The 24,110-nt window shown below is 34.1% G+C and carries 31 protein-coding genes; 27 read left to right on the forward strand and 4 right to left on the reverse strand.

Annotated elements, in window-relative coordinates; all coding sequences use genetic code 11:
* Nucleotides 1–30 precede the first annotated feature (30 nt).
* The 6 genes from VQL36_RS02460 to tsaD all read left to right on the forward strand — a co-directional run bounded on the left by VQL36_RS02460 (nt 31) and on the right by tsaD (nt 4,545).
* Nucleotides 31–213 carry an H-type small acid-soluble spore protein gene (locus VQL36_RS02460; RefSeq protein WP_349247792.1) on the forward strand — a complete coding sequence of 61 codons (183 nt, stop codon included), beginning with the start codon at nt 31–33 and terminating at the stop codon, nt 211–213.
* Nucleotides 214–736: 523 nt separating this feature from the next.
* Nucleotides 737–1,762: a thiamine-phosphate kinase gene (gene thiL / locus VQL36_RS02465; RefSeq protein ID WP_349247793.1), complete on the forward strand. Its 1,026-nt coding sequence runs from the start codon at nt 737–739 to the stop codon at nt 1,760–1,762.
* Nucleotides 1,763–1,781: 19 nt separating this feature from the next.
* On the forward strand, nt 1,782–2,267 hold the full coding sequence (tsaE, locus tag VQL36_RS02470; protein WP_349247794.1) for a tRNA (adenosine(37)-N6)-threonylcarbamoyltransferase complex ATPase subunit type 1 TsaE: 486 nt from the start codon (nt 1,782–1,784) through the stop codon (nt 2,265–2,267).
* Entirely contained in the window at nt 2,264–3,022 is a 759-nt protein-coding gene (gene tsaB / locus VQL36_RS02475; protein ID WP_349247795.1) for a tRNA (adenosine(37)-N6)-threonylcarbamoyltransferase complex dimerization subunit type 1 TsaB, read from the forward strand. Before tsaE ends, tsaB begins: the two co-directional genes overlap by 4 nt.
* 42 nt (nt 3,023–3,064) lie before the next feature.
* Nucleotides 3,065–3,511, forward strand: coding sequence for a ribosomal protein S18-alanine N-acetyltransferase (gene rimI, locus VQL36_RS02480; RefSeq protein ID WP_349247796.1), 447 nt, complete (start codon nt 3,065–3,067; stop codon nt 3,509–3,511).
* Between the two features lie 14 nt (nt 3,512–3,525).
* Complete coding sequence (gene tsaD / locus VQL36_RS02485; RefSeq protein WP_349247797.1) at nt 3,526–4,545, forward strand: tRNA (adenosine(37)-N6)-threonylcarbamoyltransferase complex transferase subunit TsaD; 1,020 nt, start codon at nt 3,526–3,528, stop codon at nt 4,543–4,545.
* Nucleotides 4,546–4,960: 415 nt separating this feature from the next.
* Here the strand turns inward: tsaD and VQL36_RS02490 are convergent, their stop codons facing one another.
* Entirely contained in the window at nt 4,961–5,146 is a 186-nt protein-coding gene (locus tag VQL36_RS02490) for a hypothetical protein (protein WP_349247798.1), read from the reverse strand.
* Nucleotides 5,147–5,583: 437 nt separating this feature from the next.
* Between VQL36_RS02490 and VQL36_RS02495 the strand changes: the two genes are divergently transcribed.
* On the forward strand, nt 5,584–7,815 hold the full coding sequence (locus tag VQL36_RS02495) for a hypothetical protein (RefSeq protein ID WP_349247799.1): 2,232 nt from the start codon (nt 5,584–5,586) through the stop codon (nt 7,813–7,815).
* A gap of 556 nt (nt 7,816–8,371) precedes the next feature.
* Here VQL36_RS02495 and VQL36_RS02500 read toward each other — a convergent pair.
* Entirely contained in the window at nt 8,372–10,303 is a 1,932-nt protein-coding gene (locus VQL36_RS02500) for an ABC-F family ATP-binding cassette domain-containing protein (RefSeq protein ID WP_349247800.1), read from the reverse strand.
* Between the two features lie 276 nt (nt 10,304–10,579).
* Between VQL36_RS02500 and VQL36_RS02505 the strand changes: the two genes are divergently transcribed.
* The 9 genes from VQL36_RS02505 to groL all read left to right on the forward strand — a co-directional run bounded on the left by VQL36_RS02505 (nt 10,580) and on the right by groL (nt 17,571).
* Nucleotides 10,580–11,425, forward strand: a complete 846-nt coding sequence (locus VQL36_RS02505; protein ID WP_349247801.1) for an endonuclease/exonuclease/phosphatase family protein — start codon at nt 10,580–10,582, stop codon at nt 11,423–11,425.
* A gap of 71 nt (nt 11,426–11,496) precedes the next feature.
* Nucleotides 11,497–12,093 (forward strand): 5-formyltetrahydrofolate cyclo-ligase, encoded by a 597-nt coding sequence (locus VQL36_RS02510; protein ID WP_349247802.1) that lies wholly within the window; start codon nt 11,497–11,499, stop codon nt 12,091–12,093.
* Between the two features lie 136 nt (nt 12,094–12,229).
* Nucleotides 12,230–12,712: a cyclic pyranopterin monophosphate synthase MoaC gene (gene moaC, locus VQL36_RS02515; RefSeq protein WP_349247803.1), complete on the forward strand. Its 483-nt coding sequence runs from the start codon at nt 12,230–12,232 to the stop codon at nt 12,710–12,712.
* A gap of 16 nt (nt 12,713–12,728) precedes the next feature.
* A complete protein-coding gene (mog, locus tag VQL36_RS02520) occupies nt 12,729–13,223 on the forward strand; it encodes a molybdopterin adenylyltransferase (protein WP_349247804.1) in 495 nt (164 codons plus the stop codon).
* Nucleotides 13,220–14,233, forward strand: a complete 1,014-nt coding sequence (locus tag VQL36_RS02525) for a molybdopterin-binding protein (protein ID WP_349247805.1) — start codon at nt 13,220–13,222, stop codon at nt 14,231–14,233. The genes mog and VQL36_RS02525 overlap by 4 nt, the downstream gene beginning before the upstream one ends.
* Before the next feature lie 44 nt (nt 14,234–14,277).
* The gene (gene tatA / locus VQL36_RS02530) at nt 14,278–14,532 is read left to right on the forward strand and encodes a twin-arginine translocase TatA/TatE family subunit (protein ID WP_349247806.1); all 255 of its coding nucleotides are present in this window, start codon (nt 14,278–14,280) and stop codon (nt 14,530–14,532) included.
* Between the two features lie 13 nt (nt 14,533–14,545).
* A complete protein-coding gene (gene tatC, locus VQL36_RS02535; RefSeq protein ID WP_349247807.1) occupies nt 14,546–15,301 on the forward strand; it encodes a twin-arginine translocase subunit TatC in 756 nt (251 codons plus the stop codon).
* 307 nt (nt 15,302–15,608) lie between these two features.
* Complete coding sequence (gene groES, locus VQL36_RS02540) at nt 15,609–15,890, forward strand: co-chaperone GroES (protein WP_349247808.1); 282 nt, start codon at nt 15,609–15,611, stop codon at nt 15,888–15,890.
* Between the two features lie 37 nt (nt 15,891–15,927).
* Nucleotides 15,928–17,571 (forward strand): chaperonin GroEL, encoded by a 1,644-nt coding sequence (groL, locus tag VQL36_RS02545; RefSeq protein WP_349247809.1) that lies wholly within the window; start codon nt 15,928–15,930, stop codon nt 17,569–17,571.
* Nucleotides 17,572–17,647: 76 nt separating this feature from the next.
* Here the strand turns inward: groL and VQL36_RS02550 are convergent, their stop codons facing one another.
* Nucleotides 17,648–18,262: a site-specific integrase gene (locus VQL36_RS02550; RefSeq protein WP_349247810.1), complete on the reverse strand. Its 615-nt coding sequence runs from the start codon at nt 18,260–18,262 to the stop codon at nt 17,648–17,650.
* Between the two features lie 274 nt (nt 18,263–18,536).
* On the opposite strand from VQL36_RS02550, the gene VQL36_RS02555 reads away from it, so the two are divergent.
* The 11 genes from VQL36_RS02555 to VQL36_RS02605 all read left to right on the forward strand — a co-directional run bounded on the left by VQL36_RS02555 (nt 18,537) and on the right by VQL36_RS02605 (nt 22,677).
* Nucleotides 18,537–18,692 carry a hypothetical protein gene (locus tag VQL36_RS02555; protein WP_349247811.1) on the forward strand — a complete coding sequence of 52 codons (156 nt, stop codon included), beginning with the start codon at nt 18,537–18,539 and terminating at the stop codon, nt 18,690–18,692.
* A gap of 250 nt (nt 18,693–18,942) precedes the next feature.
* Entirely contained in the window at nt 18,943–19,101 is a 159-nt protein-coding gene (locus VQL36_RS02560; RefSeq protein ID WP_349247812.1) for a hypothetical protein, read from the forward strand.
* 431 nt (nt 19,102–19,532) lie between these two features.
* A complete protein-coding gene (locus VQL36_RS02565; protein WP_349247813.1) occupies nt 19,533–19,661 on the forward strand; it encodes a hypothetical protein in 129 nt (42 codons plus the stop codon).
* Nucleotides 19,662–20,050: 389 nt separating this feature from the next.
* Complete coding sequence (locus VQL36_RS02570; RefSeq protein ID WP_349247814.1) at nt 20,051–20,200, forward strand: hypothetical protein; 150 nt, start codon at nt 20,051–20,053, stop codon at nt 20,198–20,200.
* Between the two features lie 139 nt (nt 20,201–20,339).
* Nucleotides 20,340–20,471, forward strand: coding sequence for a sporulation protein YjcZ (locus tag VQL36_RS02575; protein ID WP_349247815.1), 132 nt, complete (start codon nt 20,340–20,342; stop codon nt 20,469–20,471).
* A 187-nt stretch (nt 20,472–20,658) separates the two neighbouring features.
* On the forward strand, nt 20,659–20,970 hold the full coding sequence (locus VQL36_RS02580) for a hypothetical protein (RefSeq protein ID WP_162038556.1): 312 nt from the start codon (nt 20,659–20,661) through the stop codon (nt 20,968–20,970).
* Between the two features lie 96 nt (nt 20,971–21,066).
* Nucleotides 21,067–21,210, forward strand: a complete 144-nt coding sequence (locus VQL36_RS02585; RefSeq protein WP_349247816.1) for a hypothetical protein — start codon at nt 21,067–21,069, stop codon at nt 21,208–21,210.
* Nucleotides 21,191–21,775 carry a peptidoglycan recognition family protein gene (locus VQL36_RS02590; RefSeq protein ID WP_349247817.1) on the forward strand — a complete coding sequence of 195 codons (585 nt, stop codon included), beginning with the start codon at nt 21,191–21,193 and terminating at the stop codon, nt 21,773–21,775. Before VQL36_RS02585 ends, VQL36_RS02590 begins: the two co-directional genes overlap by 20 nt.
* Nucleotide 21,776: 1 nt before the next feature.
* Complete coding sequence (locus VQL36_RS02595) at nt 21,777–22,016, forward strand: hypothetical protein (protein ID WP_349247818.1); 240 nt, start codon at nt 21,777–21,779, stop codon at nt 22,014–22,016.
* Between the two features lie 120 nt (nt 22,017–22,136).
* On the forward strand, nt 22,137–22,235 hold the full coding sequence (locus VQL36_RS02600) for an XkdX family protein (RefSeq protein ID WP_349247819.1): 99 nt from the start codon (nt 22,137–22,139) through the stop codon (nt 22,233–22,235).
* Between the two features lie 265 nt (nt 22,236–22,500).
* Nucleotides 22,501–22,677 (forward strand): hypothetical protein, encoded by a 177-nt coding sequence (locus VQL36_RS02605; protein WP_349247820.1) that lies wholly within the window; start codon nt 22,501–22,503, stop codon nt 22,675–22,677.
* 164 nt (nt 22,678–22,841) lie between these two features.
* On the opposite strand, the gene VQL36_RS02610 is transcribed toward VQL36_RS02605, so the two are convergent.
* Nucleotides 22,842–23,962 (reverse strand): IS3 family transposase gene (locus tag VQL36_RS02610; protein ID WP_349247821.1). Its coding sequence is split into 2 segments (ribosomal slippage): nt 22,842–23,713 and nt 23,713–23,962, totalling 1,122 coding nucleotides; the frame shifts between segments, so codons are not numbered across the junction.
* Nucleotides 23,963–24,110: the final 148 nt, after the last annotated feature.

Below are 24,110 nucleotides of genomic sequence, written 5' to 3' on the forward strand. Positions count from 1 at the left end.
ACTTTATATCGTTGATTTAGGAGGTTAACTATGGAAATAGAAAGAGCACAGGAGATATTTGATTCAGAAGCAAAAATTAATGTGTATTTAAATGGAAAGGAAGTATGGATTGATAAAGTTGATCGAGTAAACAATTGCGCAAGTATTCACGACGTAAATAACCCCAATGAACAAGAAACCGTAGATATTACAAAATTAAAAGAACTACAATAGGCTAACTCAATTGAAACTTATTCTATTAAAGAAGAAAAAGAATCCCAAATGAAGATTGGCGTTTTCATTGTGGGATTTTTTTAAACTGTTCTATAATCAGTTAGTTTATCAACATTTAGTAGAGAGATGGCTGATAGTGGGAACGGACCATCTAATTTTGAAAATAGAGGGAATTGAAGGTCTTATTTCATGTATTTTTCCTATTTTTTTGAAATTAGCGGTATTTGAAGGTCTTATTTTAGCTCTAAATGAGCTTTTAATCATATTTTTGTATAAAATCACTGAAATAAGACCACTTATTACCGTTATTTTAAATAAATAACTATTTATTCACATATAAGACCTTTATTTCCCTTTATTTGCTCCTTTTAATCATACTTTTTATATATCCATAACTAAGCAGATAAAAATACCAATATGTGATTGCTTGGTTGTAAGTTTTATCATAACTACACTTTTCGGGATGTTTTATTTATAATAAAGTCAGCAAGAAACTTGAATGTATAGATAGTAGGTGGTTTCTTTGAGTTCACAAGATGAATTTGCATTAATTCATTCTTTAAATTATAAAAAACAATCCAAACATTTTCAAAATAAATTAGGTGTTGTAAAAGGCATAGGAGATGATGCGGCTGTAGTAAATATCCATTCAGGTTCCCAGCTAGTAATGACCTGTGATACGATGGTGGAAACGATACATTTCAATGCATATACAATGTTAGATGAAGATGTTGGGTATAAAGCGCTGGCATCCAATTTAAGTGATATTGCCGCAATGGGGGCTATACCGAAGTATGCGCTCATTTCTTTAAGCATACCTAAACACTATTCTACATTTCGTTTGAGGAAAATGTATAAAGGACTTTATAAGTGTGCAAACCAATTTGATATTGCAGTAATTGGTGGTGATACAACAAAATCACCTAAACATTTAAATATTTCTGTTACTTTAATTGGTGAGGTAGAATCAAATCAGGCCTTATTACGCTCAAATGCGAAGGTGAATGATTTAGTTTTCACCACTGGTTATTTAGGGTGCTCAGCCGCTGGGTTAGATTATTTATTGGCAGCGAAACAAAAACAACTTATTCTTGATCAAATTCCAACGAACTTTCGTCCACTTGTACAAGAACACAGAAGACCAACGCCTCAAATTAAAGCAGGTCGCATCCTTCTTCAATCTAAACGATGTCATTCTCTAAACGACATAAGCGACGGATTATCAAGTGAAGCTTCAGAAATTTGTGAGGCATCTAGTGTAGGGATTTTATTAGAAGAAGTAAAGTTACCTATACACCCCCAATTAAAAGAGTATAGTCATCTTATCGGAAAGAGTGCAATAGATTTGATTTTGTACGGCGGAGAGGATTATCAATTGCTCGGAACGGCTTCAAAAACGAATGTGATCGAGCTGCAGCGTCGCTTTCAACAACAAGGAATCCCATTTTTCATTATAGGGGAAGTTGTTACTCAAAAAGGTGTGCATATGAAAGATTCATACGGTAATATAAAAAAAATACATAAAAAAGGGTATAATCATTTTAATTAGATAGGCTGGAGTGAATACATTGAATCAAACAAGCAGCTTTCAATTTCATGCTTTTTCTGAAAAAGATACGAAGCGACTAGCTCATGAAATTGCAAAAAGTGTACAAGCAGGAAACGTGATTACATTAGATGGTGATCTTGGTGCAGGAAAAACGACATTTTCTCAGGCTTTTGCAAAGGAAATTGGGATCACAGAAATCGTAAACAGCCCTACCTTTGTGTTAATTAAAGAATATCAAGGACAGAACCTTCCTTTGTATCACATGGATGTTTACCGTTTATCCATAGAGGAGGCGGATGAATTAGGTTTGGAAGAATATTTTTATGGTAATGGTGTTTGTTTAGTTGAGTGGTCAAGTAAAATTACTGATTTGCTTCCAAAGCATCGTTTGGAATTATACATTACGCATTTAGGTGATCAAGAGCGAAAGTTTGAGATTACTCCAAAGGGTGAGTTATATATAAATTGGTGTGAAAAGTTGAAAAACAGTGGGGTGATTTCATGAAAACAGGGCAAATATCTAATAACTTTATGCTTTCTATGGATACTTCAACTTCAGATCTCACTGTTGCTGTATTACAAAATGATCAATGTTTAAAAGAAATTAGAGTGAAGGCGGAAAGAAGTCATTCCACACAATTGATACCTTGTATACAAAAATTGCTCAGTGATGTAGATCTTAAAATGAAAGATCTGAACTGTATAACAGCTGGACAAGGTCCAGGTTCATATACGGGAGTTAGAATAGCAGTAACAGTTGCAAAAACACTAGCATGGACATTAAATATCCCTTTATTAGGAGTTTCCAGCTTAGAAGGTTTATCTTATGGTCTTTATCGAGATATGAAACAGAATGAGATGGATTTAAACGGATTGGATATCTGGATTATTCCAATATTAAATGCGCGAAGAGGACAAGCGTATACAGCATTATATGAATATAAAGAAAATGACTACGCAAATAGATTACCTGATGGTATCAGACTGATGGAAAAATGGGTGGAACAAATCCATGAGCAACTTCAATCACAATCCTCTTTAAAACAAATTACATTTGTAGGTGATATTGACGAGTTTAGATCAGAAATATCAACATTAGAAGAGATTTCTGGTCACAAAGTGAACTGTTTTCAAAAACATATGAATGCTTATGATATTGGATTGCTGGCTTTAAACCAATGGGATCAAAATAAAATAAACGAACCACATCAATTTATACCAAATTATACACAGTTAGCTGAAGCTGAAAGAAAATTATGATATGAACCATACTGCCTTACTGTTGTTGAAAGGACACAAACTATGGAACGTTTAAGCCGGTCGATGACGATAGCTGACATAAAGCAAGTTCATGAAATAGAGTCTGAGGTGTTTACAACCCCATGGACGGAGCAAGCTTTTTATAATGAGCTTTTGAACAATCATTTTGCACGTTATCAAGTTATTGAGATAGATGGAAACATTGCTGCATATGGGGGCATGTGGACAGTGATAGATGAAGCACATATTACGAATATAGCAGTACGTGATCAATATCGTGGTCAAAAATTGGGAGAACAATTAGTTCAGGAAATGAAAGAGAATGCATTGTCTCTAGGAATGAAAAAAATGACGTTGGAAGTAAGAGTTTCTAACGAAATTGCGATTCATCTTTATAAGAAATTAGGGTTTTATGAAGCAGGCATCCGTAAAGGTTATTACACAGATAATCATGAGGATGCACTGATTATGTGGGTAGATTTGAACTAAAAGGGTGGAGCAAAATGACAATAAATATTTTAGCGGTAGAAACGAGCTGTGATGAAACTTCGGTGTCCATAGTACAGAATGGAAAAAAGATTTGTTCGAATGTTGTTTCAAGTCAAATGGAAACACATGAGAAATTCGGGGGGGTTGTACCTGAAATTGCTTCAAGAAAACATGTTGAAACAATCACTTTAATCATGGAAGAGGCTATTAAACAAGCAAATATCAATGTAAAAGATTTATCAGCCGTTGCCGTGACTCAGGGTCCTGGTTTAGTGGGCTCATTAATTGTAGGTATGGTTGCTGCAAAAGCTTTTGCATGTGCTCTTGATCTACCTCTGATTGGAGTCCACCATATTGCAGGTCATATCTATGCTAATCAGTTAGTACATGAATTAGAATATCCTTTAATCTCATTAGTTGTATCTGGAGGACATACCGAATTGGTTTACATGGAAGCACCAGGCTCTTTTAAGATTATAGGACAAACACGTGATGATGCAGTAGGTGAAGCTTACGATAAAGTAGCTAGAGCCTTAGGTTTACCCTACCCTGGTGGACCCTATGTGGATAAACTAGCACAGGAATCTGATAAAGAAATTAAACTACCTAGAGCTTGGTTAGAGGCAAATTCATATGATTTTAGTTTTAGTGGGTTGAAGTCTGCCGTATTATCTGTAGTCAATCAAGCAAAAATGAAAAAGGAAGTTTTAAATGAAGCACACGTTGCCCTTGGTTTTCAAAATTCAGTGATAAATGTTTTAGTTGAAAAATCTTTGAGAGCAGTAAGGGAATTCAATGCGAAACAACTGCTTTTAGCTGGAGGTGTAGCGGCGAACAAAGGCTTAAGACAAGCATTACAAGCTCGTTGTGAAAAAGAAGGGATTTCATTACTTATCCCACCTCTAGATCTTTGTACAGATAATGCAGCGATGATAGGTGCAGCAGCTTTCTTAAAATGGGAAAAACAAGACTTCAGTTCGATGGATTTGAAATCGGAAGCTCGCCTTTCTTTAGAAAACTGGATGGGGAGTTGATTAAACGGTTATAGAAATGATTTTCTTGAGTAAGTTATTATAAAGTGAAAAATAGATAGTTTTTAATTAAGAGGTGATAATGTGATGTTTTGGACAGTAATTGTAATAACGGTATTATATATTCCTATTTTTTACAGAATAAACAAAAGAATACGAGTGTTAGAGGATAAAGTTAGAAATCTAACAAAAGAAGAAAACAATTTTTAATAGGTTTTTAATAGTAACTAGAAAGAGGCTGGGACAAAACCCAATTAAAATGAATAAATCGCATGAAATCAATTTAATAATCCTTGATTTCACGCGATTTTATTTATGCGTATTATGTAAAAATCAGTTAGTTTTCAACTTATGTCCCAGCCTCTTTTTGTACTTTAAATCTCCATCTGATTCCTCGATGTTTAAGCTTTGCTTAAGTTCACTCTTTTTGATCACCTTTTCCAGAATTTTGTAAGGCGTTTGCTCCTACGATAGTTAATATCAAGCAGATGATAATGACTAGAAAGAGAGAGGTTCCTAATGATATAAACCCTAGTATGACCAAGTTTGTAATCGTATTAAATAAAGTGAAAATAAGTATTAAAAATCCCGTTGTTTTACTCAATGATATGACCTCCTGAATTTATAAGTATACATACTAATATAATAACCTTTTGCTTAAACGAGTTCACTTTATTAACGACAAAGTATGTCATTATATAAATTTGTGTATGAAACCTTTGATCTATCTCCAATTAGTTCACAAATTATCCACAATGTTATCAACAGGGTGTGTATAATGTGGAAAAGTACTTCTATCTATTGTTATTGCTGAATTATGGGTGTGATAAAAATTAGGATAAGTTTTACACAATGAATTGTGGATAATGTGGATAAAAAAAATATTGTGCAAAAATCCTGTTAAATACCTGTAAAGTCGATGTAAAACGACATATTTCTTTGGGGATAAGGTTGTGGATAATGTGGATAGTATGTATCCCTTTTGAAATGGAGATGATGATGAAATACGGTGGCTGATTTTTGAAACAGAGGTGAATTAATTTGTGGAAAAGCTTACTCATATCAACTCTTGTTATTGTTATGTTCAATATGATGTTTTTAGTTTTTGAAGAAATTTCAGCTTCCACTTTTACAGAAAAAGAAAAAAATAAAGTCATTATAGTTTCTATTCCTAGTTTGTCTTTTAATGAGTTTTCTAAAGAACAATTACAAACTCTACCTTCCATTTCGTTTTTATTAGAACAAAGCAGGGTTGGAGCTGTGAATGTACGTATAAACGGAGGTAATATTGATGATGTATATGTATCACTAGGTGCAGGTGTCCCTACGGAAAGCAGATCAGATATTTATGCACTTAATAGGGATGAGGAAATAGATGGAGAGACTGCATTTACATTATATTCTCGTTATGTAGGGATTTTAAATAAAAGTGATGAGGTTTTGGTTCCTCGAATCGCTTTATTGTATGAGTTGAATGAAGATAATCGTTATCAAACACAAATTGGTTTGTTAGGGGAAACGTTGAAGCAACATGAAAATAATATATTTGTGTATGGTAATCGAGATAGAGGGATCGTTTCGAATGGATCAGACAATGAAAAAAAAAGATCAGCTGCTCAAATGTTAATGGATGAAAAAGGGCTAATTTCTTATGGTAATATTGGGGTACAAACCTTAATTATGAATAAAAACAGGCCATTTTCAGTACAAACGAATTATCAATGGATTTATGAACAATTGAAAAATGTGAAAGTAAATTCCACGATTTTGATTGAGCTAGGAGATTTAGAACGTATATATGTGGATAAGTCATTTTATTCACCAGAGCGTTTTCAACAGTTACAACAAGAAGTCTTAAAAGAGATGGACGAGTTTTTAGGAAAAATCTTAAATGAGATGAATTCAGAAGACGCATTGGTCGTATTATCACCTCAAGTAAATCGTGATGCAAAAGAAAAAAAGCTAATGTTAACACCCTTCATTTATTACGATAGTCAAATTACCCCAGGATTGCTCACTTCAACTACAACCAAACGTACCGGAATTATTTCACATGTGGATATCGCTCCAAGTTTATTGAATTTATTCCAAATCTCTACTCCTAATGAAATGATGGGTAATGCAATGATGGTTGAAGAGAATGAACACAAAAATATATATTGGTTAGAAAAAGAGTTAATCAAAATTCAAAATATATATCAGTTACGACCTAAGTTGTTATATTCTTTTGTTACATATGAAGTCATTGTTTTAATCATCAGTTTATTATTCGTTATTAAAGGTTGGAAAAAAGGAACGAATTTTATTAAACCATTTTTGTACTCACTACTTATAGCCCCACTTGTCATGCTTTGGATGGGATATTTTTCAGGATTATCTAATATATATCAAACTGTTTTTTTCCTTGTAATTACTTTTTTAGTAAGTATGACGTTTAAATATTTTTCTATTATAACGATGCTTACAATTCTTAGCTTTTCAACTTCCTTCATGATTATTTTGGATGGTTTTCTTGGTGCATATGCAATGCAACATTCAGTATTAGGATATGATGTGATGATTGGTGCTAGATATTATGGGATTGGAAACGAATTTATGGGCGTCCTGATTGGATCAACTGCGCTAGCAGCGACCATGTTTTTTCATATTTCTTATTTGAAATACCATAGGATGACAAAATGGTTGATTGCTGGTTATTTTTTGATTGTTATATTCTATTTAGGAGCTCCTTTTTTAGGAACAAATGCTGGAGGTACAATAACTGCAATTGTAACATTTTCTATATTGTGGATAAGGTGTTTTAAAGAAAAATGGTTGAGGTCTATTCACTGGTTGAAGTTGACTCTTTTGTGTGGGGTTTTAGGATTAATATCATTCAGTGTTCTTTGGGTATTAAATGATGTATTCATTTCTGATCACAATAAAATGAGTCACATTGGAAAAGCGATGAATGGATTATTTGGGGGAGATGTACAACAAATTATAGACATTGCAATTAGAAAGATATCTATGAATTGGCAACTAATACGTGTGTCAGCATGGAGTAAAGTATTTTTAACTAGTTTGATAGTGATTGTGCTGTTTGTACTGAAACCAGCAGGGAGGTTTTTGAAATGGCAAGATAAATATTATTCCTTTATGATTGGTTTTTCAGCAACAACAATTGGCACTATTGTAGTATTTTTCATTAATGATTCTGGTATTGTAGCGGCAGCTACTATGATAGTGTATGTAGCTATTCCGATGCTCTTGTTGAAGGTGAGTGATGGATAAAAAAACCAATTTCACATTAAAACATGTTATAATAATAGTACAAGTATAGTTTGGCAAGGGCGGTAGGCTGATCCGATTCTCTTTATTCTTAGAGAGAAGGAGGTGATGCCTATGATAATTGATTTCCTAAACCTGCTGGTTAATATCGGTAGACTAATCATCGAAATTAGGAAACAACGAAAAAACCGCCCCCCTCGCCAAAGGTAGCGGTTTTTGAATTCATGATTTAAAAGCCTATCGCACTTTGTTGAACAACTCTATGCTTGTAATTCCCGTAAGTGCGTTAACACTTGCGGGTTTTCTTTATAACTTAAGAATTTATAAGTTTTTCAAATTCTAAGTTTCAACAAAAGCTACCACTAATGAAGGATTCGACTACTTCTATGAGAAGCTCCGATAGGGGCTTTTGTTATTATTATGTTCCTTTTGTTACATTTATTATACATCGCTTACATTTATGTTGCAATATGAAGATCCAGATTAACATAATTTGTTCTATTCCCCATAATAACATTGTTTTTCTATAATAGAGGAGAAGTAATGAAAGATCTTGTACTTAAAGTAAGGTTTCCCATTCCTCATAATCACCCTTCAGTTTTGCTCTCTTTTGTTCGATCAACTCTGTTTTTTCCTGAACCAATACATAATCATTAAATATTTCGGGGTCTGCCAGTTCTTTTTCAATTTCACTGATTTCCTCTTCTAGGTCATGAATAGATTTTTCTAAGGCTTCAATTCTTCTGGTACGATTACGTTCATCTCTTTTTTTCTGTTTTTCTAATTCATATGAGTTTTTATTATTATTTTCCGCATCGTCACTAATATTGTTATTAACAAGCTTTGCGTTTTGTTCTTCCAATTTCTCTTCTTCAAGCTCTGCTTTTTTTTCGACATAATCATCGAAATTTCCCAGGAAATGAGTCATACCATAGGGGGAAAGCTCGAATACTTTTTCTGCAAGTTTATTTAAAAAATAACGGTCATGTGAAATAAATAATAATGTTCCTTCATAATCCATCAATGCAGATTCGAGAACTTCTCTGCTAAATAAATCTAGGTGATTTGTTGGTTCGTCCAAAATGAGCACATTCGCGTTCAGCAACATTAGTTTCGCAAGTGAAACCCTTGCCTTTTCTCCTCCACTTAAGGAACTGATTTTTTTAAGAACATCATCCCCAGAGAATAGAAAATTACCTAGTACAGTTCTTATTCGTTTTTCCTCTAAATGAGGATATTGATCCCAAAGCTCATCGAGTACAGTATTATTTTCGTTTAAATTTTTTTGTTCTTGATCATAAAAGCCAAGTGAAATGTTTGATCCCCAATCAATGGTTCCAGTAGTTGGTTTATATTTTTTAATTAACGTATTTAACAAGGTAGATTTTCCAATTCCATTAGGTCCAATTAAAGCTATGGAGTCCCCTCTGTATAATTGAAAGTTTACATTTTTAAATAAAGGGGTGTTATCTTCAAATTGAAAAGATAAATCGTTTACCCTCAATACATCATTTCCTGTTCTTTGGTCGACTTGAAAAGTGAAATGTGCTTTTTTCAATCCTTCTAATGGTTTATCAAGCTTCTCCATTTTTTCAAGCGCTTTTCTACGGCTTTGTGCTCTTTTTGTTGTGGATGCTCTAGCTAGGTTTTTTTGTACAAAATCTTGCATTTTTGAAATCTCAGCCTGTTGTTTTTCATATTTCTTACTTTCAATCTCAAAATTTTGTGCTTTTAATTCTAAATATTTTGTATAATTTCCTGTATATTTTTTACTTGTTGTTCTTTCGATTTCATAAATTACATTCACTATTGCGTCAAGAAAATAACGATCATGAGAAACAACCACAACTGCACCATCATAAGAACGTAAAAAACTTTCCAACCAAGATAAGGTGGTTAAATCTAAATAGTTTGTCGGTTCATCTAACAAAATGACGTCTGGAGATTGTAATAGCAACTTTGCTAATGCTAATCTAGTTTTTTGCCCACCGCTCAAGTTTTCAATAGATGAATCAGCTGGGATTTTGGAGAAACCCATACCATGAAGAATACCTCTTATGTTGGCTTCAATTTCATATCCACCTTGTTCCTTAAAGGTATCTGATAGCTTGGAATATCGCTCTAGCGTTTGTTCGTATAGTTTTGTATTCTCAATAACCTGAGGATCAGACATTTGTTGTTCCAGTTTACGAAGTTCCGATTCCATTTTTAAGATGGGTTCATATATGGATATCATTTCATTCCAGATGGTTTTATCCGAATTTAATCCGCTATTTTGTGCTAAGTATCCGATGCTAATTTCTTTCGCTTTAAAAATATCACCTGATGTTGGGGATAATTCTCCTGCAATAATTTTCATAAAAGTGGATTTACCAGCGCCATTCACACCGACAATACCAATGCGTTCTTGTTTTTCAATTTGTATAGAAGCATTTGATAATATCGTTTCTATGCCATAACTTTTGCTTATATTAGATGCTTGTACAAGCATGTTTTTACAACCTCCTGTAGTACTTCTACCTTCATGTCATTTATGTTATTTGTAAAAAAAATTTATAGATTAATAGTTCATTTCATTGAGTTCAGCACTTTAGATAGGGTAAACTTGTAAGTTTAAAAACTATAATGTAAGTTCATTCCTTTTCAGTGTAACTTAAATTCATCTACACTTCAAAGTAACCACAAACTTACCAAATTTTGCGACTAGGATGAGGAAACTAGCTCATGTATGATAGAAAGAAAGAGAATTACTTGAGGGAGGAAAAATATGAAATATAGCCCTTTTTGTAAACGCTTTCTAAGTATTGTATTACTCATTTTATTGACTACTAGCTTTACTTACCCTACAAAACGGGATATAAAAATAGGTTCAAAAAAATCAATACAAATAGCGAGTGCGTCATCTTCTGAATTGGACTATCTATTAGAAGTAATGACTTATAATATTAGACATGCAAAAGGGCTGGATGGTAACGTTGACCTTAATCGTATCACGACAGTGATTGAAAATTCTGGGGCAGATATTGTGGGCTTACAGGAAGTTGACCGATTTCATATTAGAAGTGACATGGTAGATCAAATAGAAGACATTGCAGATAGGTTAAATATGTACTGGGCTTTTGTTCCTAGTTTACAGTTTAGCTTTATGGAGTATGGAAATGCAATTTTGAGTCGCTTTCCCATCATAAATACAGCGATGATTGATTTAGAAAATGATATTGAGGACCGAAGTGCGATACTAGTAGAAATAGAGACTCCACTTGGTTTAATTGAGATCATAAATGTGCATTTTGGCTTAACATTTGAGGAAAAGGAATCACAAATGAAACAGATTATGTTATATATACAAAACATAGAACATCCTATTATTTTGATGGGTGATTTTAATATGACTTCAGATAACACACTTATGCAAGAATTAACCTATACTTGGCAAAGTTCACGTACTGATTCTGCAACTGTGTTAAGCGGGTTGGAGATAGATTATATTTTTACAAATAATGGATTGTTGATATTAGATAGTTGGACGATTGATTCTGATGCTTCTGATCATTTACCTGTTATGGCAGAGGTTTCTGTGACAGAGATGTTTGAAGATAGTGAATACAAATAGGAGTTTTTTTGTAATACATGATAAAATAAAGGAAGGAATATATAATTTGATATGGGAAGGTCATTTGATTTATGTCCATAAAAAATGAGAAAATGCAATTGAGAAATGAAATGCTAAACGTTCGTTCACAAATCACAACAGAAGAAAGAACAATAAAGTCAGAACAAATCTGCAGTTATATCATTCAACATGTTGAGGGAACACTAAAAATGCAACAACCTATTAATATATTGATGTACATGCCTTTTAAAAATGAAGTAGATATTACACCGTTAATGAATTGGTGTTGGAAATCGGGCGGGGCTGTTTTCCTTCCTAAGGTAATTCAGAATAATGAAATGCAAATTCATATGATAAAAAACTTAAGTGAAGTTGAAGTAGGGAAATTTGGAATTTTAGAACCAAAATCCAATACGGATACCTGCCACGAAATATCTCAAATTGACGTTGTGATTGTTCCAGGTATTGCTTTTAATCAAGCGGGTGGTAGATTAGGTTTCGGTGGCGGATATTATGATCGTTTTTTTTCACGTTATGATCAACCAGGCTTAAAAGCACCGTATAAAATAGCAGTTGCCTATGACTTACAAATAGTAGAACACGTTCCTATCGAGAAACATGATTATATGATGGATCAAGTGATTACAGAAAAAGGATCACTATTGTAGCAATCTTGATAAATTTAAGTTCCCGTATGAGAATATACATAAAATAAATTTAAGATTCATTTAATGAATTTGTAACATGTTTAGCAGTTATGTGTTTTAAAATTAAGATAGAATATAAATGAAGGAGAAATGCCATTTGGAAGAAGGAAAAACATTTACCCATATGAATGAGCAAGGAAGAGCACGAATGGTGGATGTTTCAGAGAAAAATCAAACAAAAAGAACAGCTCTTGCAAAAACTTCAATGAAGATGGAGCCGTCTACATTAACTGCCATCAAGCAAGGGAAGATAAAAAAAGGCGATGTACTTGCTGTAGCACAGGTTGCAGGCATTATGGCTGCTAAAAAAACAAGTGAATGGATTCCAATGTGTCATCCCATTCCGATTACGGGTATTGATATTCGTTTTTCAGATAATGACAAGGATGAATTGTTTATTGAAGCCATTGTGAGTACAATAGGTAAAACAGGTGTTGAGATGGAAGCTCTAACAGCTGCATCAGCAACGGCTTTAACTGTTTACGATATGTGCAAAGCATTGGAAAAGTCAATTGTCATCGGTCCCACTTATTTAGCAGAAAAAACGGGCGGTAAAAGCGGAGATTATCATAGGTTGTAATTGGAGGTGGAGACCAATGAGCTGGAAAGTAGCTATTTTAACAGCGAGTGATAAGGGCTCCAGGGGAGAAAGAGAAGACATTAGTGCTCAGGTGATCAGGGAATTAATTGAAGAAGAGATGAATGGAGACATTGTCCAATATCAAATTGTTCCTGATGAACAGCATATGATCAAAAATACATTGATTGAAATGGCAGATCAATACGAAGTTGATTTGATTTTAACTACAGGTGGGACTGGGTTTGCCCATAGAGATGTCACACCAGAAGCTACTTTAGAAGTAGTTGAAAAACAGGTTCCTGGTTTTGCTGAAGTGATGAGAGCAGCCTCTATGTTAAAAACGAGACGTGCTATGCTGTCAAGAGCTGTATCAGGAATACGTGGCAAAACTTTAATTATTAACTTGCCTGGCAGTCCTAAAGGCGTTCATGAAAATTTGCAAGCGATTATTGATCAATTACCTCATGCTTTAAGTATTCTTACTGGTGTGGAGGGAGAGCATAAAATATGACAAAAGATGACATGCTGCAGGAGGTTCGCACAGAGGATGCTATTGGAATGGTGTTGGCTCATGATCTGACTCAAATTATTCCAGGTGAATTTAAGGGCAGATTGTTCAAAAAAGGACATGTAATTCAAAAAGACGACATTCCTAAACTGCTTGATATTGGCAAAGAACATATCTACATCTTAAATTTAAAAAACGGTTATCTTCATGAAAATGAAGCTGCAATTCAGATGGCAAACTTACTGTATGGAAAAAATGTCGAATTAACTGAACCAAGAGAGGGAAAAGTAAACATAAATTCCAAAATTCATGGGTTGGTTAAAGTGAATGCTGAATTAGTAAATGAAGTAAATAAAATTGATGATATCGCAGTAGCTACTTTGAAGAATAATACATTAGTTAAAGCAAATCAACCGATAGTTGGCACAAGAGTTATTCCTTTAATCGTAAATAAAGAAAAACTAGAACAGTTTGAAAAAACAATTGCACAGTATCAATTAGACAATGATGATTCATTAATTCATGTGAAGCCTTTTCGTCAAATGAAGGTTGGTTTGATTACAACCGGCGGAGAAGTATTTAGTGGGCGAATTAAAGATAAATTTGGTCCTATTGTAAAACAGAAAGTTGCTGAACTAGGGTCTGAAGTTATAGATCAGCGTTTTTCTCCAGATAATACTGAAACGATCATACAACATATTCAAACGTTTAAAGATGAACATGTGGATCTCATTTTAATAACAGGAGGAATGTCTGTAGATCCAGATGATCGAACACCGGGTGCAATTAAACAATCAGGTGCGGATGTGGTGAGTTACGGTACTCCGATGTTGCCTGGATCTATGTTGATGATGGCTTATTTAGGAGATACACCCATTATGGGACTTCCAGGGTGTGTGATGCATGATCCATTCACCTCTTTTGATGTGTTGTTGCCCAGAATCTGTGCAGGTGAAAAAATTAAAAAGGAAGACATCACTATTATGGGCTATGGTGGATTATATCACTGTTAAGCTATAATATAGAGATAGATATTAAAACGAAAGGAGGGATTCCCATGGGTCTTGGAGCCATTGGAATACCCGGGCTAATCCTGATTTTAATCATTGCATTAGTTTTATTTGGTCCGAATAAACTTCCAGAGTTAGGTCGTGCATTTGGCAAAACGTTAAAGGAATTTAAAAAAGGTGCAAATGGTATTTTAGATGAAGATGAGAAAAAGAAACAAGAAACGACACGTAAAGAGATTAATGAAGAAGTAGTAACACAAAGTAAAAATGAGAAGGAAGATAACAGAAGATTGCCTGAATAAGTTGGTGAGTAAGATGAGTTCTAATCAAGAAATGGATTTAGTCCAGCACCTAGGTGAATTACGCAAGCGTATTATCTGGGTTGTTATAATATTAGTTGTTTGTATGGTCGCAGGATTTGTCATAGCAAGACCTATTATCAATTATCTAATGGGGGCAGCTCCTGCTGACCTTAGTTTACATGCTTTATCACCATGGGATTCTGTTCGGATGTATGTCAATGTAGCATTTATTTTCGCATTGGTCATTTCTCTCCCATTTACGTTGTACCAAATTTGGGCTTTTGTAAAACCAGGATTAAAACCTAAAGAGCAAAAAGCTTCACTTGCTTATGTGCCCTTTGCATTTTTAATGGTTTTAGTAGGGTTGTCATTTGGTTATTTTGTTGTGTTTCCGTTAGCTTTTTTGTTTACATCAACGATTACAGAAAGCTTGGGACTAATAGAAACGTATGGAATTAGTCAATATTTTTCATTTATGTTTAACATTTTATTACCACTCGCAGCCGTTTTTCAATTGCCAGTTGTTGTCATGTTTTTAACAAAAATAAAAATATTAAACCCAAACCTCTTAAAAAAAGTAAGAAAGTTTGCTTATTTTATACTTGTTGTTTTAGGTACTTTAGTTACGCCTCCAGATGCCATTACGGCTTTAATTGTTGCCGTACCTATGATACTTTTATATGAATTCAGTGCCTTACTATCAAAAAGAGTATATAAGAAACAATTAGAGATGGATCGTGCTTGGGAAGAGGAATATGGTGAGAAATAATAGATTGATATGAAAAACACTATGTAAGTGCATGAAGCACATATATTAGTGTTTTTCCACTTTTAGAACTAGTGAATAACTATTTTAATGACAAAGTATAAGTCAATCACCCCTCTTTCATCGGCTTCAGGCTCATCAATCAGAGAGTTTTCTTTAAAATTCACAAAAAATTTGTTTAAATCACTTGAAATGTCTTCATAAAATGAGTATGATAAATAGTATTGTTAGCACTTTACTAAACCGAGTGCTAATAATACCAAAATAATGTAACTTAGCATTACATATTTTTTAAGGAGGGTTATTACCTATGATTAAGCCACTAGGTGATCGCGTAGTGATAGAAGCTGTTGCGAAGGAGGAAACAACAGCTAGCGGTATCGTATTACCAGATTCAGCGAAAGAAAAACCTCAAGAGGGTAAAATTGTTGCTGTAGGAAGCGGTACTTTAAAAGATGGAGAGCGTATTCCTCTTGAAGTAAAAGCAGGAGACATGGTACTATTCTCTAAATATGCAGGCACAGAAGTGAAGTACGACGGTCAAGAATTATTGATCATGCGTGAAAGTGATATTCTTGCAGTTTTAGCATAAATATATACGGTTCAATTTAAGGAGGTAACATATAAAAATGGCAAAACAAATTCAATTTAGTGAAGATGCTCGCAGAGCAATGCTTCGTGGTGTAGATGAATTAGCAAATGCTGTAAAAGTAACTTTAGGTCCTAAAGGGCGCAACGTTGTTCTTGAGAAAAAATTTGGTAGTCCATTGATTACAAATGATGGTGTGACTATTGCTAAAGAAATCGAATTAGAAGATGCATTTGAAAACATGGGTGCTCAGTTAGTTAAAGAAGTAGCTACGAAAACAAACGATGTTGCTGGTGACGGTACTACTACAGCAACTGTATTAGCGCAAGCTATGATTCGTGAAGGACTAAAAAATGTTACAGCAGGTGCAAATCCTATGGTTATTCGTAAAGGGATTGAAAAAGCAGTTGCTGCTGCAGTAACTCAACTTCAAGATATTGCGAAACCAGTTGAAAACAAACAATCTATTGCACAAGTTGCTGCAATTTCTGCTGCTGACGAAGAAGTAGGTCAATTAATTGCTGAAGCAATGGAAAAAGTAGGAAATGATGGAGTTATCACTGTTGAAGAATCCAAGGGATTTGCTACTGAACTAGAAGTGGTAGAAGGTATGCAGTTTGACCGTGGATATATTTCTCCATACATGATCACAGACACAGATAAAATGGAAGCTGTTTTAGATGATGCTTACATTTTAATTACAGATAAAAAAATTACAAACATCCAAGAAATTTTACCAGTACTTGAAAAAGTAGTTCAACAAGGTAAACCACTTGTGATTATGGCTGAAGATGTTGAGGGTGAAGCACTTGCTACTTTAGTAGTGAACAAATTGCGTGGAACTTTTAACTGTACAGCAGTTAAAGCACCTGGATTTGGTGACCGTCGTAAAGCAATGTTACAAGATATTGCTGTATTAACTGGTGGTCAAGTAATTACTGAAGAGCTAGGTTTAGAATTAAAAAATACTGATATTTCTCAATTAGGACGCGCTCGTCAAATCGTTGTTCAAAAAGAAAACACAATTGTTGTTGATGGAGCAGGTGAAGCTGCTGATATCGGTGCTCGTGTACAACAAATCCGTAATCAATTAGAAGAAACAACTTCTGAATTTGATAAAGAAAAATTACAAGAGCGTTTAGCTAAATTAAGTGGTGGAGTAGCGGTAATTAAAGTAGGTGCAGCTACAGAAACTGAATTAAAAGAGCGCAAACTTCGCATTGAGGATGCTTTAAACTCTACTCGTGCAGCAGTAGAAGAAGGTATCGTATCTGGTGGAGGTACTGCATTAATTAATGTTTATAATGCAGTTGCTGCTGTTGAAGCAGAAGGAGATCAATTAACAGGTGTGAATATCGTATTACGTGCTTTAGAAGAGCCTGTACGCATCATCACTTCAAACGCTGGTTTAGAAGGTTCTGTAATCGTTGATCGTTTGAAAAAAGAAGAAGTAGGCACTGGTTTCAATGCAGCTACTAGTGAATGGGTAAACATGGTTGAGGCAGGAATTGTTGATCCAGCTAAAGTTACTCGTTCCGCATTGCAAAATGCTGCTTCCGTTGCAGCAATGTTCTTAACTACTGAAGCAGTTATTGCTGACAAACCAGAAGAAAATGCTGCTGCTCCTGCAATGCCTGATATGGGCGGCATGGGTGGAATGGGCGGCATGGGCGGTATGATGTAATAAGGATGAAAAAACCTTAATACATCAATGTTTTTGAGTTCCCATACACGATCATGTTCATATTTTTGTTCATGTTTTAGGTAATAAGATTTATAGAGAGGTCTTTCATTAAGTTACTGAACTTATTGGAAGCCTCTTTTTTAATGTTCTTTGTCATATGTGCGTATATGTCCATGGTAGTGTTAATATCTGAATGTCCTAATCGTTCTTGTATCTCTTTTATGTGTACGTTAGCTTCTATTAATAAGGACGTGTGAGTATGTCTAAATGAATGAGGTGTGACCTGTTTTTGTATAGATGTTTTCTTAAGTAGTCGCTGCATTCTTATTGATAAATGCTTAATTGTTTTAGGATAGCCTTCATTTGTTGCAAAAATAAAATCATTATCTTTGTAAAAAAGTTTGTTTTCCTTTTTGATTATATCTTGTTCTTGTTTGTATAGTTTGAGTAAGTCAATTAAAATGTTATCTATTGTAATGGTTCTGATTGATCCCTCTGTTTTTGGTGTAAGCAATGTATATTTTAACTTGTTATTTGTAGGATTGTAGTATGTTCTAATAACCCTAAGTGTTTGCTCCTTAAAGTCAATGTCAGACCATTTTAAAGCTACCATTTCCCCGATTCGTGCTGGATTACACAAGCTCAGTTTAATTTGATCAAAGGATAATGATAAGAACCAGAACCAATTCAATATATTGGTTCTTTTTTTATTATAGTAGACACTGGTATAATAGCACATTTTCAAACAATCAAGTCACTTGTCTATACCAAAATGAAGGGTTTAAACATAGAATATAAGGAAGAACTATTACGCACTCATAGAATCCTTCTACGGAAACCTCACTATTTATATAGTGGGGTTTTAAACTATGAAAAATGTGCGCTTGTATCAGAGTATTAACCCAAGCAGTTTAGATTTTCCTTTCATAGTATATGAGTACAACATAATGAAAGGAGGAATTAACATGAGTGGACACAACGGTTCTACAGCAGGAATTGTTCTAGTACTATTCATTCTTTTAGTTATTATACTAATTGCTGCAAGTGGACGTTCGAGATATACTTCATACCAACAAGGAGCACCATTTTTTGAATGTGTGAGCCGTCCAAGCACTGTGTAGCTTCTTTAAAACAACTGAATGCAATGTGACTAGCCATGTCACTTGTCTATACCAAAATGAAGGGTTTAAACATAGAATATAAGGTAGAACTATTACACACTCATAGAATCCTTCTACGGAAACCTCACTATTTATATAGTGGGGTTTTAAACTATGAAAAATGTGCGCTTGTATCAGAGTATTAACCCAAGCAGTTTAGATTATCCTTTCATAATATATATTACATTATAATTTGAAAGGAGGAATTCGAATGAGTGCTTATGGAAGACGCTCTGGTAGTGGAGCAGGAATTGTTCTAGTACTATTCATTCTTTTAGTTATTATTTTAATTGCAGCAAATGGACGTTCGAGATATGTTTCAGATGCTAACATTGATTTAGGTTGTTGTCTGGGAGGAATGCCATTTTGATTGCCATGAGGTAAGTGCAAAATCCAAAATTATTTGTAAACCATTTAGTATTATAATCTAAGTATTTTATAGATAAGTTATACAGTCAAAACCCTACGTATTTAACAGTAGGGTTTCTTTAATGTTAAGGAGGGTGGAGAGATTGGAATTAAATATCATTCACCCTATGCAATTCTTTTTTTATGAAATGGTATAATAGCACATTTTCAAACAAGTATGTCACCTGTCTATACCAAAATGAAGGATTTAAACATAGAATATAAGGTAGAACTATTACGCACTCATAGAATCCTTCTACGAAAACCTCACTATTTATGTAGTGGGGTTTTAAACTATGAAAAATGTGTACTTGTATCAGAGCATTAACTCAAGCAGATAATATTTTCCTTTCATAGTATATATTACAAAATATATAGAAAGGAGGGATTAACATGGGAGCAGCTATAGTTTTGGTTTTATTCATTCTATTGGTTATTATTCTTATAGCAGCAAGTGGACATTCGAGATATGAATATACCATACTTGATTGCTCTGTCTGCCTGTGCGCTAAGGTATGGTAATTATATAAAATACTAACTAATAATAAATTCAAAACCCTACGTTTTTAACAGCTGGGTTCCTTAATGTTAAGGAGGGTGGAGAGATTGGAATTAAATATCATTCAATATTTTTTAACTCAGGGACCCTTTGTGGTCCTTTTAGTTTGACTTAGGATAATAGCACATTTTTAAACAAGCAAGTCACTTGTCTATACCAAATGAATTGTATGAACATAGTATATATGGCAGAACTATTACTACTCATAGAATCCTTCTACGGAAACCTCACTATTTATATAGTGGGGTTTTAAACTATGAAAAATGTGCGCTTGTATCAGAGCATTAACCCAAGCAGTTTAGATGATTTGACATAGTATATATTACATCATATATAGAAAGGAGGGTTCTTTATGGGTGCAGCTTTAGCTTTGGTTTTATTTATTCTTTTAGTTATCATATTAGTTGCTGCAAGTGGAGGTAGATATAGTGGAAACCTAATGTCACTTTTGCCGCCGAGTGCTCCTAGACCTGAGATACCAGAGCCAGTATCATCACTATAATCTCTCTACGGTGTAAACCCCACAAATAGTGAGGTTTACAACTATGAAAAATGTGCACTTGCCCCTAGGATACTAGTCTATGCAAAATATATTTTCCTTTCATAGTATATAGTACGTCAAGTAGAAAGGAGGAATTCAAATGAGTGCTTATGGAAGACGCTCTGGTAGTGGAGCTGCTATAGTTTTGGTACTATTTATTCTTTTAGTTATCATCTTATTAGCTTCTTGGGCTATGTCTCCAGATTTACCACAAGGATCAAGCCCGTTTTAGGTCTTGCTATTATTTGTATTCCCTGTGGTAGTGCAAACTCTAAATATTTGTACCGTATATAGTCCCCATCAGTATTACAATAAAAAGTATTTTCTCAACTTATGAATAGATGAATTTTTATAAAGTAAAATCATAACCCTGCCTATTTAAAGCAGGGTTATTTAATTGTAAAAGGAGGGTGGAGAGATTGGAAGAAATTATGAGACAAGTCAATCGTTTGGATACTGAACAAGTAGAAATGAAACGTCGTCTCGACAAATTGGAAATCAATGATGAAAGACATGAGGAAGATATAAGGCAATTATACGCACATCAAGAAGGAACAAAAGCTTATGTAAATCAGATCCTGCAAAAGTTAGATAGTTTAGAAACGAAATTATTCAATGCTTTATCAAACACCACAGCAAACAATCTTAAAGAACGTCAAGGCTGGATGGAGCTTTTTAAATATGTGATCACTGCCACGATTGGTGCGGTGATCTTCTATTTATTTCAGTGAATTTAGAAAGGAAGTGAAGCACTTTGACCTTCAAAATAAAATACCCCATCACGAAGAAATACCACTAAAGGCACAAAAAGACGATCAGGAATTAAGATGCCAAAAGTGGGGTTTGTTGTTGCTCACGATACAGGAAACGATGGTTCCACAGCTTTACAAAATATTAAATACTACGAGAATTCAAACAATGTCATGTACGCTTCAGCTCATATTTTTGTAGATGACACAGGGTATTTATGAGTGTATTCCTTTACTAACAGATACACCTGAAAAGGCTTGGCATGTTCAGTATCAAAAATCTTTAGATAATCAGATATTTGGTGATGATGCGAATGATATAGCAGCAGGTGTTGAGCTTTGTTTTTCTCATAAGAGAGGCAGTATTAATAATGAAGAAGCTTATAACAGGTATGTATGGGTAATTGCTTATATCTGTTTTAAGTTTGGATTAGATCCTACTAAAGCAATCATCGGTCATCATATCCTTGATCCACAGTGTAAAACAGATCCGCAAAACGCACTATCAAAAATGGATAAATCTTATGATCAGTTATTACAAGATGTAGTTAAGGAATATTATGATTGTTTACCGAGGGAGGAATTGATTTTGAAGTTAAAAAAATGGCAGATAGAAATGGCTCATCAATCTATTGAGAATCTTAATGAAAAAGAGTTGCTACATGATGTTGATGAATGGAAAAAGAAAGTAGAGGACAAGCCTGACGAGGTTTTACAGGACATACCATGGTTATTTTTTGTTATGTTAGATCGATTATCAAATAAAAAATTGAAAGGTGGAAATTAAAATGGATTTTCAAATTTATGATTTTGCAATTGTGCCGATTATCGTTGAGTTAGTTGGCTTAGCAAAACAATTAGGATTAGGGGCTAAATTATTACCAGTTTTTTCTCTCGTATTGGGGGTAGCAACTGGTATTTTTTATGTGGCTCCAGGTGATCCTAAACAAGCCATTTTAGTTGGTATTGTGATGGAGTTAGCTGCTAGTGGGTTATGGAGTGGTGCAAAGAATATGGTACGGAAATGAATAGATCCCCACTGGCTCATAGTGTAGTTGGTGGGGGTTATCAAATATTTATATTTTATGAAATTAATACATAGGGTTATATGAGCCCTGTACAATATAAACTAGCTGACCTTAAAAAAGTTGTCTAGTTTAGTGTTGACAGTCCAAGTATTTGTTGAACGAACAAAGATCACAGAAGAACAATATGAACAAATCGTAGGTGAACCATATACAGTATAGGTTCTATTTTTATGTATGGACTTGGGTTGGAACACATTTTCAAACAAGCAAGTCATTTGTCTATACCAAAATGAAGGGTTTGAACATAGAATATAAGGTAAAACCATTAAGCACTCATAGAATCCTTCTACGGAAACCTCACTATTTAATGTAGTGGGGTTTTAAACTATGAAAAATGTGCGCTTGTATCAGAGCATTAACCCAAGCAGTTTAGATTTTCCTTTCATAGTATATATTACATTATATATAGAAAGGAGGGATTCTAATGAGTGCTTATGGAAGACGCTCTGGTAGTGGAGCTGCAATTGTATTAGTACTATTTATTCTCTTAGTTATTATCCTAGTTGCTGCAAGTGGAGGATCGAGATATACAACCCCCTTACCAAACCCCATTAATGTTCAACCTAATATTGTTCTTGGCGATGAAAATTTCACATTATGAGTGGTTGTGGTGGATTTTGCTATGAGAAGTAATCCTTTTCAAATTCAAACTGTAGACATTTTATGTTTTAAAACTTTTAAAATCAAAGCACTGCCTATTTAAAGCAGGGTTTAAGGCTAAATAGAACTTATATGTGTTTGAAATGGTGGATTGTCAACACAAAACTAGACAACTTTTTTAAGGTGTTCAAGTTTATACTCAATCGGGCTTAAATATCCTAATGTTCCATGAATTCGAATGTAATTAAACCAATGTATGTAATCTTGCAGTTCTATGGATAACTCTTCTAAGCTAGCAAATTGATGTCTTCTAATAAACTCTGTTTTGATGATTTTAAACGTAGCCTCGGCTACAGCATTATCATAAGGACAACCTTTCATACTTAAAGAACGCTTAATATCAAATGTCTCTAACACTTCATCTATCAACTTATTTTTAAATTCATTTCCACGATCTGTGTGGAAATATTGTATTTTACGAAGATCTCTCTGAATAGATGCAAACGCACGATAAACCAATGCTGCATCTTTGTTAGGACCTGTACTGTACCCGATGATTTCTCTGTTGAAAAGATCAATAAATACACATATGTAATGCCACTTTTGATTGACTCTTACATAGGTTAGGTCACTGACGACCACATTCAATTCTTCTTCTTGATCAAAATTACGGTTCAATTCATTTATTTGTTTAGACTCATTATACGTTGTTGGATGTGGCTTAAATTGTGCGATGGTGTAGGTAGAAACCAATCCCTGCTCTTTCATAATCCGACCAATTCGTCGTCTAGATACCTGATATCCTAACTTAGCTAACTCGATTTTCATCTTGCGAGTTCCATAATTTTGACGACTTGCATTAAAAATATCAATCATAGTAGATGCCAGATTATCTTCCGAGGAATTTTCCTTTGCTTCATAATAATAGGTGCTTCTTGAGATGTTTAGGACTTTACACATTGCTGATATCGAGTATTTGTGACGATTATTCTTAATCACATTTACTTTCGTCCTATGATCAGCGCTGCTTGCTTTAAAATATCATTTTCCATTCGAAGTTGTTTGATTTCTTTTCTAAGTTCTCTTAGCTCTTGTTCCTCAGGGGTTAAATTGTCTTTTTCTTTAAACAATCCCGATGTATCACTCTGCACAACCCATTTATCAAGTGCTGATGGTGTTAATTCATACTCTCTAATTATATCTTTACGTGGTTTACCCCTTTTATAAAGCTGCACCATTTGTTGCTTGAATTCCGGACTAAATGTTCTTCGTTTTCTTTTTGTCATAGTAGATTCTCCTCAATAATATTAGTTGTATTCTACTTGACCTTAATTTTTCTGTCCAGTTAAGTGTAGCCGATCTATGGTATAATAGCACATTTTCAAACAATCAAGTCACTTGTCTATACCAAATGAAGGGTATGAACATAGTATA

This window comes from Chengkuizengella sp. SCS-71B (genome assembly GCF_040100845.1).
Lineage (GTDB): Bacteria > Bacillota > Bacilli > Paenibacillales > KCTC-33759 > Chengkuizengella.